This window comes from Streptomyces sp. NPDC046303, assembly GCF_055588085.1.
In genome coordinates this window covers 14,357-27,337 of record NZ_JBVJFA010000015.1, presented here as the reverse complement: position 1 = coordinate 27,337, position 12,981 = coordinate 14,357, and the positions used below count along the sequence as shown (strand labels likewise).

At 72.9% G+C, this 12,981-nt stretch carries 10 protein-coding genes; 7 read left to right on the top strand and 3 right to left on the bottom strand.

All coding sequences use genetic code 11. From position 1 onward, the window contains the following. The first annotated feature begins 20 nt into the window (after positions 1–20). Positions 21–860: an ABC transporter permease gene (locus tag ACZ6I1_RS17455; protein WP_469288289.1), complete on the top strand. Its 840-nt coding sequence runs from the start codon at positions 21–23 to the stop codon at positions 858–860. Between the two features lie 80 nt (positions 861–940). Here ACZ6I1_RS17455 and greA read toward each other — a convergent pair whose 3' ends face one another. Together greA and ACZ6I1_RS17445 are read right to left on the bottom strand one after the other, a co-directional pair. Beyond that, positions 941–1,438 (bottom strand): transcription elongation factor GreA, encoded by a 498-nt coding sequence (greA, locus tag ACZ6I1_RS17450; RefSeq protein WP_030765152.1) that lies wholly within the window; start codon positions 1,436–1,438, stop codon positions 941–943. A gap of 133 nt (positions 1,439–1,571) precedes the next feature. Then, a complete protein-coding gene (locus ACZ6I1_RS17445; protein ID WP_469288023.1) occupies positions 1,572–1,979 on the bottom strand; it encodes a DUF4307 domain-containing protein in 408 nt (135 codons plus the stop codon). Between the two features lie 200 nt (positions 1,980–2,179). Between ACZ6I1_RS17445 and mca the strand changes: the two genes are divergently transcribed. Both mca and ACZ6I1_RS17435 read left to right on the top strand, forming a co-directional pair. Continuing rightward, positions 2,180–3,061: a mycothiol conjugate amidase Mca gene (gene mca, locus ACZ6I1_RS17440; protein ID WP_469288021.1), complete on the top strand. Its 882-nt coding sequence runs from the start codon at positions 2,180–2,182 to the stop codon at positions 3,059–3,061. A gap of 2 nt (positions 3,062–3,063) precedes the next feature. Continuing rightward, the gene (locus ACZ6I1_RS17435) at positions 3,064–3,288 is read left to right on the top strand and encodes a hypothetical protein (RefSeq protein WP_469288019.1); all 225 of its coding nucleotides are present in this window, start codon (positions 3,064–3,066) and stop codon (positions 3,286–3,288) included. Positions 3,289–3,446: 158 nt separating this feature from the next. Here ACZ6I1_RS17435 and ACZ6I1_RS17430 read toward each other — a convergent pair whose 3' ends face one another. Further along, complete coding sequence (locus tag ACZ6I1_RS17430; protein WP_469288017.1) at positions 3,447–6,668, bottom strand: tetratricopeptide repeat protein; 3,222 nt, start codon at positions 6,666–6,668, stop codon at positions 3,447–3,449. Positions 6,669–6,838: 170 nt separating this feature from the next. Between ACZ6I1_RS17430 and ACZ6I1_RS17425 the strand changes: the two genes are divergently transcribed. The 4 genes from ACZ6I1_RS17425 to ACZ6I1_RS17410 all read left to right on the top strand — a co-directional run bounded on the left by ACZ6I1_RS17425 (position 6,839) and on the right by ACZ6I1_RS17410 (position 12,975). Next, positions 6,839–7,609, top strand: coding sequence for a DUF4344 domain-containing metallopeptidase (locus ACZ6I1_RS17425; protein WP_469288015.1), 771 nt, complete (start codon positions 6,839–6,841; stop codon positions 7,607–7,609). 27 nt (positions 7,610–7,636) lie between these two features. After that, entirely contained in the window at positions 7,637–9,691 is a 2,055-nt protein-coding gene (locus tag ACZ6I1_RS17420; RefSeq protein WP_469288013.1) for a thioredoxin domain-containing protein, read from the top strand. 261 nt (positions 9,692–9,952) lie between these two features. Beyond that, positions 9,953–11,230 carry a glycosyltransferase gene (locus tag ACZ6I1_RS17415; RefSeq protein WP_469288011.1) on the top strand — a complete coding sequence of 426 codons (1,278 nt, stop codon included), beginning with the start codon at positions 9,953–9,955 and terminating at the stop codon, positions 11,228–11,230. Further along, the gene (locus ACZ6I1_RS17410; RefSeq protein ID WP_469288009.1) at positions 11,227–12,975 is read left to right on the top strand and encodes a glycosyltransferase family 39 protein; all 1,749 of its coding nucleotides are present in this window, start codon (positions 11,227–11,229) and stop codon (positions 12,973–12,975) included. The genes ACZ6I1_RS17415 and ACZ6I1_RS17410 overlap by 4 nt, the downstream gene beginning before the upstream one ends. Positions 12,976–12,981 lie beyond the last annotated feature (6 nt).

Sequence of the window (12,981 nt, the reverse complement as noted above, 5' to 3'; positions counted from 1 at the left end):
GCTCCCCGGGCTCCGCCCCGATCCGGAACCTCGCGGCGCCCCGCCCGCGCGGCGGCCTCGTCCAGGGCGTCAACGACTCCCTGGTGATGGCCAAGCGCAACCTGATCCGCATGTCCCGGATCCCCGAGATGATCATCTTCGGTGTGATCCAGCCGGTCATGTTCGTCGTGCTCTTCAGCTACGTCTTCGGCGGCTCCATCAGCGTCGGCGGCAACACGTCGCCCGCCGCGTACCGCGAGTTCCTGATGGCCGGCATCTTCGCGCAGACCGTCACCTTCGCCACCGCCGGCGCGGGCGCCGGCATCGCGGACGACATGCACAAGGGCCTCATCGACCGCTTCCGCTCCCTGCCCATGGCCCGCGGCGCGGTCCTGACCGGCCGCACCCTCGCCGACCTCGTCCAGACCGCGCTGACCATCGTGGTCCTCGCGATCGTGGCCCTGATCGTCGGCTGGCGCACCCACACGAACATCGGCGAGGTGCTCGCCGGCTTCGCGCTGCTGCTCCTGCTCGGGTACGCCTTCTCCTGGATCGGCGCCCTGATCGGCCTGTCCGTGCGCACCCCGGAGGCGGCCACCTCGGGCGGGCTGATCTGGCTCTTCCCGCTGACGTTCATCTCGAACGCCTTCGTCCCCTCCGACAACATGCCGACCTTCCTGCGGCACATCGCGGAGTGGAACCCCTTCAGCGCCACCGTCCAGGCGGCCCGCGAGCTCTTCGGCAACCTCCCGCCGGGTTACGAGGCCCCGGCGGCCTGGCCGATGCAGCACCCGGTGCCGGCGTCCGTGCTCTGGTCGCTGCTGATCATCGTGGTCTTCCGGACCCTGGCGGTCCGCAAGTACCGCTCGGCGACCGCGTAGGCCGGTACGCGGCCCCGTACGCACCGATGCCCGGCCGGGAGGATCCGGCCGGGCATCGGCGTGTGAACAGAGGGGGGTGATCAGCCGGTGAAGGGCTTGACGTCGAGGATCTTGACGGAGGCCTTCTTGCCGTTCGGCAGCTCGTACTCGGCGTCCTCGCCGATCGCCTTGCCCATCACACCGCTGCCCAGCGGGGACTGCGGCGAGTACGTCTCGAAGTCCGAGGACGCGTACTCGCGCGAGGCCAGCAGGAACTCCATGGTGTCGTCCTCGTCGCCATCGAAGGCGATCTTGACCAGCGTGCCGGGCGCCACCACGCCGTCGGACGCGGGCGCGGTCCCGACCTTGGCATTTTCCAGGAGCTGCGTCAGCTGGCGAACGCGGAGCTCCTGCTTGCCCTGCTCTTCCTTGGCCGCGTGGTAACCGCCGTTCTCCCGCAGGTCGCCCTCCTCGCGGGCGGCTGCGATCTTCGTGGCGATCTCCGTGCGGGCGGGACCAGAGAGGTAGTCCAGCTCTGCCTTCAGCTGGTCGTACGCCGCCTGGGTCAGCCAGGTGACGCTTTCGCTCGTCTGGGTCACGGGTGCTCCTCGTCGGTACAGGGGACTACAAGGCCGCCAGCGGCGGACGAAACCACGAGCCTAACAATTCGGGAAGAAAAGGGGGAGGACCCGCGAGTCCGTTTGCCCGTTCTCCGTGTCCCGGACCGTGCGCTCAGCGGGGCGCCGGCTGGCAGCCCACCAGCTCGATCATTGTGGCGCGGCTGGTGGTCTTCAGCGAGACGACCTCGTCCACGCGCGTCTCGGCCTGCGCGAACGTGAAGTCCGCCCGGCCCACCTCGGCGTGCTGCTTGTCCTGGGAACTGAGCGTGCAGACCCCGGTGACCGAGGACTCCTTGCGGACCTCCAGGTGCACCTGCACCTCGTTGTCGGACACCACCTGGAACTTGATCACCTCGGCGCTGACGCTCTGCCCCGCGACGTAGTCCCAGCCGATCCACCCGACCACACCCAGCAGCAGGGCCCCCAGCACGGAGCCGACGATCTTGAGCTTGCGGTCCGCACGCTCGTCCGCCGACCGGCCGTAACGACCCTCGGGCAGCCCTTCGCGCACCGCGCTCATCGATCGTTCCTCTCCGTGCGGGCCGAGGCCTTCTCCTTCGCGCCCGGCCACCTGGTCACTCGAGCATGTCACGGCCGCCGGGCCGGGAAGAAACCGCCCCACTTCGCGTGCGGGGCCAGGAATCCCCCGCGTCATCCGATTGCTGAAGGAGGAGTCAATATAGAAGCCGACTGTCACGCCGAATTGCAGAGGATCCCGTCTTGACCGAGCAGCTTCGACTGATGGCCGTCCACGCCCACCCCGACGACGAGTCGAGCAAGGGCGCGGCCACCATGGCCAAGTACGTGTCCGAGGGGGTGCCGGTTCTGGTCGTGACCTGCACCGGAGGCGAGCGCGGCTCCGTGCTGAACCCCAAGCTCCAGGGCGACAAGTACATCGAGGAGAACATCCACGAGGTACGCCGCAAGGAAATGGACGAGGCGCGCGAGATCCTCGGGGTCCAGCAGGAGTGGCTCGGCTACGTCGACTCCGGGCTGCCCGAGGGCGACCCGCTGCCCCCGCTGCCCGAGGGCTGCTTCGCGCTGGAGGACGTCGACGAGGCGGCCGGCCGCCTGGTGAAGAAGATCCGGGCCTTCCGGCCGCAGGTCGTCACCACGTACGACGAGAACGGTGGCTACCCGCACCCCGACCACATCATGACGCACAAGATCTCGATGGTGGCCTTCGACGGAGCGGCCGACACCGAGAAGTACCCGGAGGCCGAGTTCGGCCCCGCCTACCAGCCGCAGAAGCTCTACTACAACCAGGGCTTCAACAAGCCGCGCACCATCGCCCTGCACGAGGCGCTGCTCTCGCGCGGCATGGAATCCCCGTACGGGGAGTGGCTGGAGCGGTGGAAGGAGTTCGAGCGGACCGAGCGGACCCTGACCACCCACGTGCCCTGCGCGGAGTTCTTCGAGATCCGTGACAAGGCGCTCGTCGCCCACGCCACGCAGATCGACCCGGACGGCGGCTGGTTCCGCGTCCCCATGGACATCCAGAAGGAGGTCTGGCCCACGGAGGAGTACGAGCTCGCGAAGTCGCTCGTCGACACTTCCCTCCCCGAGTCCGACCTCTTCGCGGGCATCCGGGAGAATGCGTAGCTATGAGCGCTACGCAGGCAGCACTGACCCAGCTCCTCCCGCTGGCGGGTGACACCTTCGACAAGAACAAGGTGACCCCCGGCATCCTGGGGTTCCTCGTGTTCGCGGCCCTCGCCCTCGGCGTGTGGGCCCTGATGAAGTCGATGAACCGGCACATGGGACGGGTGGACTTCCAGGAGGCCCCGGAGCCGGGCCCCGCGAACGCGGAAGCCTCCCGGGCCCCGTAGGGCCCCGCCCCGGCGCCCCGGCGCCCCGGCCCCGCGCCGAGAGCCGCACCGGCCGCACCGCCGCACCGCCCCGCCGGACACCCGGCGGGGCGGCGCACCGCCGCGCGCGGCGCCACCGGGGAGCACCCCCGAACCGCGCCCGCGTGCGGCCGGCGTCGTCACGCCAGCGGGACGCCCATGATCTCCCGCGAGTGGAGGTTCGGCACCAGGCCGAGCCGCCACGCCTGCCAGTCCTCCGCCGGGTCCACGCCGCGGCCCAGGACCACCGCGTACGTCTCCAGGCAGTCCTCCAGCCGCCCGTCGCGCGCCGGATGCGGAGACCCGGCCAGCCGGTCCAGCTCGGCCCGCGCCTCCTCCGCCGCCGCCGGCCCGGCGACGGCCGCGAAGTCGGCGTGCGGCAGCATCGTGCACCGCAGGAACCGCGCCCAGTCCTCCCCGCGCCGGTCCCCGTACGAGATGAACAGCCGCACCGCCTCCTCGCACAGGCCCAGCGCCTGCGACAACTTGGCGTTGCCCGCGTCCACCACCGCCAGCTCCAGGCAGGTCCACGCCTCGCCGTGCGCCAGCCCGATCCGCCGGAAGTCCGCCCGCGCGTCCACCAGCAGCTGCCGCGCGAAGCCGGAGTTCTTCAGGTTCCCCGTCTGCGCCGCCCGCTGGTCGCGCGTCACCCGGCCCGAATGGTGCCGTGCGTGCGCCAGCCCGTACACGTCGCGCATCCGCGAGAACATCGTCCGGGCCCGCTCCAGCTCCCGCACCGCCTGATCGCGCTCGCCGCCCTCCTCCAGCGCCTGCCCGAGGTAGTACAGCGTCCACGCCTCCCCGCGGGCGTCCTCCGCCTCCCGGTGCCGGACCAGCGCCTCGCGCAGCCGCTCCAGGGCCGGCCCGGGATCCCCGTCCACGACCCGGGCCCGGCCCAGCTGGGTCAGCGCCCACGCCTCACCGCGGTCGTCGCGCGTGCGCCCGTACAGGTCCAGGGCCAGCCGCAGCTCCGCCTCCGCCCGCTTCACGTCCCCCAGCCGCAGGAACACCTGGCCCAGCTGGAAGTGCGCCCACGCCTCACCGTGCACGCTCTCGCTCTCCCGGTGCAGCTCCAGGGACCGCTCCAGCAGCGCCATCGCCTCCGCCAAGTGCGCCCGGTCCCGCTCCACGGCCGCCAGCGCGTGCAGGCCCCACGCGCGGTCGCCCGCCAGCTCCGGCGGCTCCTGGAGCACCAGCGCCTCCCGGATGCGGGCCGCGGCCTCCGGCAGGCTGCCCTGGTGGTGCAGGGTGATGCCCAGCGAGATCAGGGCCATGCCCGCCCCCGCCTCCTGCCGGGCCTCCTTGTACTGGTCCACCACCGAGGTCAGCGTCGTGCGGGCCTTGTCCAGCTCGCCCAGCTGCCGCGCCGCGATACCGGTGCGCCACTGCACCGACCGCCCCAGCCGCCCCTGCCCGTCCCCCTGCCGGCCGGCCTCGACCGCCTGCGTCAGCTCGTTGATCTCACCGAGCCGGTACAGGTCCCCGCGCAGCAGGCAGAAGTCGCACAGCGCGCCCAGCAGGTCCAGTACCGCCTGCTGGTCCACGCCCTCCGAGTGCCGCAGCGCCGCCGTGATGAAGCTCGACTCGTCGTCCAGCCAGCGCAGGGCCGCGTCCAGCGAGGTGAAACCGTGCACGCCGACCGGGCCCCTGCCCAGGGTGTGGGCGCGCGTCGACATCTTCCCGTCGACCATCCGGATCACCGAGTCCGCCAGCTCCGCGTACACGCGGATCAGCCGCTCGTGCGCGGCCGCCGCCTGCGCCCGGTCCTCCTCCGCCTCCAGCCGCTCCGCCGCGTACGCGCGCACCGCGTCGTGCATCCGGAACCGCTGGCCCCGCACCCGCTCGATCAGCCCCGCCTCGTACAGCTCCTCCAGCGCCCGCAGCGCCGCCTGCTCGGGTACGTCGGCCAGCGCGCCGGCGGCCGCACCGCCGAGCGAGGCCCGCCCGGCCAGCGGCAGCCGCCGCAGCAGCAGCCGGGCCGGCCCGTCCAGGCGGGCAACGGCGGCCCGCAGCGCCCGCTCCACCGGGTGGCCCGGCCCGGCCCCGGGCACCAGGCCCTCGCGGGCCAGCGGCGTCAGCATCCGCAGCGCCAGCGGCAGCCCGCCGCTGCGCTCCACCACGGCGGCCGCGTCCGCGTCCCCGGCCGGGGCGGCCGCCCGTACCAGCTCCCCGGCGTCCGCGTCGGACAGCGGCTCCACCGGCAGCTGATGCACCCAGGCCGCCAGGTCCGCGGGCAGCTCCAGCGGCTCCCGCGCGGTCACCAGCACCAGGCTCTCCGACCGCTCCGGCACCAGCGTCCGCACCTGCGCCGCGTCCACCGCGTCGTCGAGGACCACCGTCACCGGCAGGCCTTGGAGGTGCTGGTGGTACAGCTCGCCCAGCCGCCGCACCTGCTGCTCCGCCGAAGCCCCGTCCCGGAACAGCAGCTGCTCGCGCGGTGCGCCCAGCCGGTTCAGCAGGTGCAGCAGCGCCTCCCGCGTGGACAGCGGGGCCCCGCCCCGCGGCGGGCCGCCGCCCCGCAGGTCCACCACGCACGCGCCGCGGAACTGGTCCCGCAGCCCGTGCGCCGCCCGCAGCGCCAGAGCCGTCCGGCCCACCCCCGGCTCCCCGTGCAGCACCACCACGACCGGGCGGGTCTCCGTGCTGGCGCGGGCCGCCTGCACCCACTGGGCGATCCGCGTCAGCTCCGCCTTGCGGCCCGCGAACGGCCCGGCCGGCTGCGGAAGCTGCCCGAAGGACTGCTCCAGCGCGTTGCGCCGCCGCGCCTCCGCACTGCGGTCGGTGCCGCGCAGCTGCGGGGCGGCCCGGGGTGCCGTACGGGGCGCGCGGGCCGCCGCGGTCACCGCGCGCTGCTGCTCCAGGAAGGGCCGTACGCCGCGCACCTCCAGGGCCGACAGCCACTGCAGCTTCAGCTGCTCGGGCCCGCCCGGACGGCCGCGTTCCCCGGCCCGCCGGTTCGCCGCCGGCAGGTGCAGGGCCGTCACCCTCGCCACGGTCGCGACCGCCCCCGCGACGCCCGTGACCGCCCCCGCCGCCAGTGCCGTTCCGGCCGCGACCCCGAGCGCCAGGTCCGCCCCGACGGCCGCCGCAGCCGCAACCGCCGTGACCAGCAGGGCGGTTGAGGTGCTGCCCTGCTTGAAGGCCTCGCCGAGCGACTGCTCGCCGGCCGCCGCCTCGTCCAGGGCCCGTACGTACGCCTCGTACTCCGGAGCCGCGCTCACGGCGAGCGCGTCCAGCGCCTCCCGGGCCCGGGCCAGCAGCGCCGCCCCGTCCACCGGCGCCCCCGCCGCCGCCCGCCGGACCTCCTCGTCCACGGCCCGCTCCAACAGCCGCTCGGCCTCACTGCGATGGCTGTCCCGCATCGGCATCCCCTCGGAGAGCTCCGGCAACGTGCCCCAAGTGTCCGCCGGGACGCCCGCGAGCGCGAGAGAATCTGAGCTAGTTCAGAGGGAGTTGGCGTTCCGCGCCCGTGCGGAAGCCCTCCCTCGCCGGCTTGGACGGGAGACCCGGTGACGGTACGAAAGACCCGCGCGTGACCGCCGTGAGGCGAGCGGCCGCGGTCCTTGCCGGATGCGCGGCGGGGGCGCTGCTCGTGTGCGGGGCCGCCGGATGCGAGGCCAAGGCCCCAGGCCGGGGTTTCGTGCTGCACTATGAGCAGCCCGTGGCGAGCGACGAGCACAACTCGCGCACCCTGAAGGCCTGGAGGACGGTCGAGTCCGCCCTCGCCGACCTCAACGGCTACGTCGACATCCCGCACCGCGTCACCGTCGTCGCCCGCTCCTGCTCCGGCGAGGGCAGCGGCTACGACCCGGCGCGGCGCCGCATCGAGCTCTGCTACGACGACCTGACCGAAGAGCGCGCCCTGTTCGAGCGGGCGGGGGAACCCCGGCCGGAGGAACGGCTCGCCGAGGTGGTCCGGGAGACGCTGTACCACGAGGCCGGCCACGCCCTGGTGGACGCACTGGACCTGCGGCCCGGCGACGACCGCGCCGAAGAGGACGCCGCCGACCGCTTCGCCCAGCTGATGCTCCTGCGCGGCGGCCTGCCCGACGGCGAGCAGGCCCTGCTGACCGCGGCCCGGGCCTACGACCTGTCCGCCGCCGACGACCCTGCTCCCGACCCGGCTGACGAGCACGCCGCGGACGCCGTCCGCGCGGAGTCCCACCGCTGCGCGGTCCTCGGCGCGGCCCCCGCCCGCCACCCCGACCTTGTGACCCCGTCCCGCGCCGGCTGCACCGCCGCTGCCTGGGCCCGCACCCGCGACACCTGGACCGGCGACCTGGCCCCGCTCCTTCGGCGCTGATCTGCTCTCTTGCGGCAGGATGTCCCCATGCCGAACCGCCTCGCGAACGAGACCTCGCCGTATCTGCTCCAGCACGCCGACAACCCCGTGGACTGGTGGCCGTGGTCGCCGGAGGCGTTCGCCGAGGCGCGGGAGCGGGGCGTGCCCGTCATGCTCAGCGTCGGGTACAGCAGCTGCCACTGGTGTCACGTCATGGCGCACGAGTCCTTCGAGGACGAGCTGGCCGCCGCCTACATGAACGAGCACTTCGTCAACATCAAGGTGGACCGGGAGGAGCGCCCCGACGTCGACGCCGTCTACATGGAGGCCGTGCAGGCCGCCACCGGGCAGGGCGGCTGGCCGATGACGGTCTTCATGACGCCGGACGCCGAGCCGTTCTACTTCGGGACGTACTTCCCGCCCGAGCCGCGGCACGGGATGCCCTCCTTCATGCAGGTCCTCGAAGGCGTGCGGACCGCGTGGGTGGGGCGGCCCGAGGAGGTCGCCGAGGTGGCGCAGCGGATCGTACGGGAGCTGGCCGGGCGGCAGTTGGACTACGGGAAGGCCGGCACGCCCGGCCCCGAGGAGCTCGCGCAGGCGCTGCTCGCGCTGACGCGGGAGTACGACGCCACGCGCGGCGGATTCGGCGGGGCTCCGAAGTTCCCGCCGTCCATGGTGCTGGAGTTCCTGCTGCGCCACCATGCCCGGACCGGGTCCGAGGGGGCGCTGCAGATGGCCGCCGACACGTGCGAGGCCATGGCCCGGGGCGGGATCTACGACCAGCTCGGCGGCGGGTTCGCCCGGTACTCCGTGGACCGGGAGTGGGTCGTGCCGCACTTCGAGAAGATGCTGTACGACAACGCGCTGCTCTGCCGCGTCTACGCCCACCTGTGGCGGGCCACCGGCTCCGGCCTCGCGCGCCGCGTCGCGCTGGAGACCGCCGACTTCATGGTCCGGGAGCTGCGCACGGACCAGGGCGGATACGCCTCCGCGCTCGACGCCGACAGCGAGGACCCGGCCAGCGGCAGGCACGTGGAAGGGGCGTACTACGCCTGGACCCCCGCCGAGCTGCGCGAGGTACTCGGGGAGGACGACGGGGAGCTGGCCGCCGGGTACTTCGCGGTGACCGAGGAGGGCACCTTCGAGCACGGGAAGTCCGTACTGCAGCTGCCGCAGGACGGTCCGGGGGCCGACGCCGAGCGGATCGCGTCGATCCGGGCACGGCTGTTCGCGGCGCGCCAGACGCGGCCCGCGCCCGGGCGGGACGACAAGGTCGTGGCCGCGTGGAACGGGCTCGCGATCGCCGCCCTCGCCGAGTGCGGGGCGTTCTTCGAGCGGCCGGACCTGATCGAGCGGGCCACCGAGGCGGCCGACCTGCTGGTGCGCGTGCACATGGACGGCCGGGCCCGGCTGGCGCGGACCAGCAAGGACGGTCACGCGGGTGCGAACGCGGGCGTGCTGGAGGACTACGGCGACGTGGCCGAAGGGTTCCTCGCGCTGGCGTCGGTCACCGGGGAGGGGGTCTGGCTGGAGTTCGCCGGATTCCTCGTCGACCTGGTGCTGGACCGGTTCACCGCCGAGGACGGCTCGCTGTACGACACCGCGCACGACGCGGAGAAGCTGATCCGCCGGCCGCAGGACCCCACCGACACGGCCGCGCCGTCCGGCTGGACCGCGGCCGCCGGAGCCCTGCTCTCGTACGCCGCGCACACCGGCTCGCAGGCCCACCGCACGGCGGCCGAGCGGGCGCTCGGGGTGGTGCACGCCCTCGGGCCGCGCGCCCCGCGCTTCATCGGGCACGGGCTTTCGGTGGCCGAGGCCCTGCTGGACGGGCCGCGCGAGGTGGCGGTCGTCGGGCACCCGGACGATCCGGCGCGGGCGGCGCTGCACCGGACGGCGTTGCTGGGGACGGCTCCCGGGGCGGTCGTGGCGACCGGCCTGCCGCTCGCGGCGGACGGCAGCGGCGGGGAGTTCCCCCTCCTGGCCGAGCGCACACTCGTGCACGACCTTCCGACGGCGTATGTGTGTCGACATTTCGTCTGCGCGCGGCCTACGACGGATCCGGTCGAGTTGGCGGAGCAGTTGGGTACGTTTCGTCCCTGAAGTGGCCGGAGTACCGTCAATTCCGGTTACTCGCATATCAGTTCAGAAACCCGTTTTTTATCTACACAGCGCCTGAGTGTCATGTTCACTATCTAGTCTCAGGTCGTTCGAGAGACACCGTTTCGGAGAGACACCGGGATGGCGCACCGGGGGGGTGCGCGCAAGGGGGAAGCGGAGGCGGCGGGCCGGGGGGCCCGCCGTGAGCCTCCGGGGGGTTTGACGATCGCCGCCGGGGGTTGCGGCATGTCTGTGGGGGACAATTTGTACACCTCTGTGTTCATTTCTGTCATTTCGCTGGCACTTTTCGGGATTGCCGCCTTCACGCTCTGGTGGCAGATGCACGCCTGGCGGACGCCGGAAGTGCTCGCGTCCACCCGCTTCGACCGGCCCGACGGCGGCAGCCGGCTGGCGTTCTCGCTCCTGCTGCCCGCCCGCCACGAGCAGGCGGTGCTGGAGCACACCATCGACCGGCTCCTGGAGTCGAGCCACACCGACTACGAGATCATCGTGATCGTCGGGCACGACGACCCCGAGACCGCCGCCGTCGCCGAACGCGCCGCCGCGAAGGAACCGGCCCGGGTCAGGGTCGTCGTCGACCACCACGAGGCCAAGAACAAACCGAAGGCCCTCAACACCGCCCTCCCGTCCTGCCGGGGCGACATCGTCGGGGTCTTCGACGCCGAGGACCAGGTCCATCCCGAGCTGCTCGCCCACGTCGACCACGCCTTCCGCTCCACCGGAGCCGACGTGGTCCAGGGCGGGGTCCAGCTCATCAACTTCCACTCCAGCTGGTACAGCCTGCGCAACTGCCTGGAGTACTTCTTCTGGTTCCGCTCCCGGCTGCACCTGCACGCCGAGAAGGGCTTCATCCCCCTGGGCGGCAACACGGTCTTCGTACGCACCGAGGTGCTCCGCGAGGCCGGCGGCTGGGACCAGGACTGCCTCGCCGAGGACTGCGACCTCGGGGTGCGGCTCTCTTCGGTCGGCAAGAAGGTGGTCGTCGCGTACGACTCCGACATGGTCACCCGGGAGGAGACGCCCGGCTCCCTGGTCAGCCTGCTCAAGCAGCGCACCCGCTGGAACCAGGGCTTCCTCCAGGTGTACCGCAAGAAGGACTGGCAGCAGCTGCCCGGCCGCGGGCAGCGCTGGCTCGCCCGCTACACGCTGATGACCCCGTTCATGCAGGCCGCCTCCGGGGTGATCATCCCGGTCAACTTCGCCGTCGCGGTCTTCCTCGACGTGCCGGTCGGCATCGCGATCATCACCTTCCTCCCCATGATCACGGCGATGGTGACGTTCGTCTTCGAGATCGTCGGCCTGCACGACTTCGGCCGCCAGTACGGACTGCGCGTCCGCTTCGTGCACTACGTCAAGCTCGTCGTCGGCGGCCCGTTCTACCAGGTGATGCTCGCGGGCGCGGCGATCCGTGCGGTCTGGCGCGAGCAGCGCGGCCGCAACGAGTGGGAACTGACCAGCCACACCGGCGCGCACCTGACCGGCGCGCCGGCCACCGCGATCCGAGAGGACAGCCACCGGTGACCGCGACCCTGCCCACGGCCACTGATCCCCAGCCCGGCGGCGCCCCGACCGCCACCGCGACGGCGACCGCCACCGCGACCGCGACTGCGACCGCGACCCCGACTGCCACCGCCACGGCGACCGCCACCGCTTCCCGCGTCGCCGCCCCGCCCACCGGTACCGGCGCCCGCCCGTCCGCGCTGCCCGTCCGGCCGCACGTGCGCTTCCGCTCCTCCCGCCCGGACCTGCTGCTGTGCGGGGCCCTGCTGCTCGTGATCCTCCTCGTGCAGGGCTGGAACATCACCGCCTTCCCGACCCTGAGCGACGACGAGGGGACCTACCTCGCCCAGGCGTGGGCGGTCCAGCAGGGCGACGGCCTCGCCCACTACACGTACTGGTACGACCACCCGCCGCTCGGCTGGATACAGATCGCCGGGCTCACCTGGCTGCCCTCGCTCTTCGTCCCCGACTCCATGACCGTCGCGTCGATGCGGTTCTCGATGCTGGCCGTCTCGGCCGCCAGCTCGGTGCTGATCTACGTCCTCGCGCGCCGGCTGTGGCTGCCGCGCTGGGCGGCCGGTCTGGCGATGGCCCTCTTCGGGCTCTCCCCGCTCTCGGTCGTGCTCCAGCGGGAGATCTTCCTCGACAACCTCGCGGTGATGTGGATCCTGCTGGCCTTCTGCCTCGCCGCGTCCCCCAGCCGCCACCTGTGGCACCACTTCGGGTCCGGGCTCGCGGCCGCCACCGCCGTCCTGACCAAGGAGACGATGCTGGTGGTGCTGCCGGCACTGCTGGTGACGATGTGGCGCCACAGCCACCGCGACACCCGCAAGTTCGCCGTGACCGGAGCCATCACCGCCTGCACCCTGATCGGCTTCTCCTACCCGCTGTTCGCGCTGCTCAACGGCGAGCTGCTGCCCGGCTCCGGGCACGTGTCCCTGATCGACGGGATCACCTACCAGATGGGCCGCGAGGGATCCGGCTTCATCCTCGACCCCGGGTCCGGCTCGAACGGCGTCCTGCGGTCCTGGCTGTACTACGACACCGTCCTGCCGCTCGGCGGCCTGGCCGGCGCCGTCCTGCTGCTGGCCACCCTGCGCTGGTCGGTCACCGCCCGCGCGCTCGCCGGACCCGCGCTCGCCGCGGTCATCCTCGCCCTCGTCGCGATGCGGCCCTCCGGCTACCTCCCGGCGATGTACGTGATCCAGGCGGTGCCGTTCCTCGCCCTGGTGCTGGCCGGGGGCGCGGCCAGCGTCACCCACGCCGTGCTGCGCCGCCGCCGCTCGCCGGGGGAGCGCAGGCAACTGGTGTACGCGCGCTGGGCGCTGATCGGCGTACTGGCCGCGGCGGCCTGCGTGTACGTACTGCCGCGCTGGTACGACGGCAACCGCACGGCGCTCACGGTCGACGCGAACGGCCCGTACCGGCAGGCCGCGGCCTGGCTCGGCAGCGGGGTCGAGGATCCGGCACGCACCCGGGTGCTGCTCGACGACGCGCTGTGGCTGGACGCGGTGCACCACGGGTTCGAACCGGGGCTCGGCGCGATCTGGTTCTACAAGGCGGACCTCGACCCGGCCGTCACCAAGACCCTGCCGCGCGGGTGGCGGGACATCGACTACGTCGTCTCCTCGCCCACGGTCCGCCGTGACGCGGTGGACCTGCCCAACGTGAAGGCCGCGCTGGAGCATTCGACGGTGGTCGCCGTCTTCGGCTCGGGCGAGGACCGCATCGAGATCCGCCGCACCGACCGCCAGAGTGGGAGCTGAGCCGCC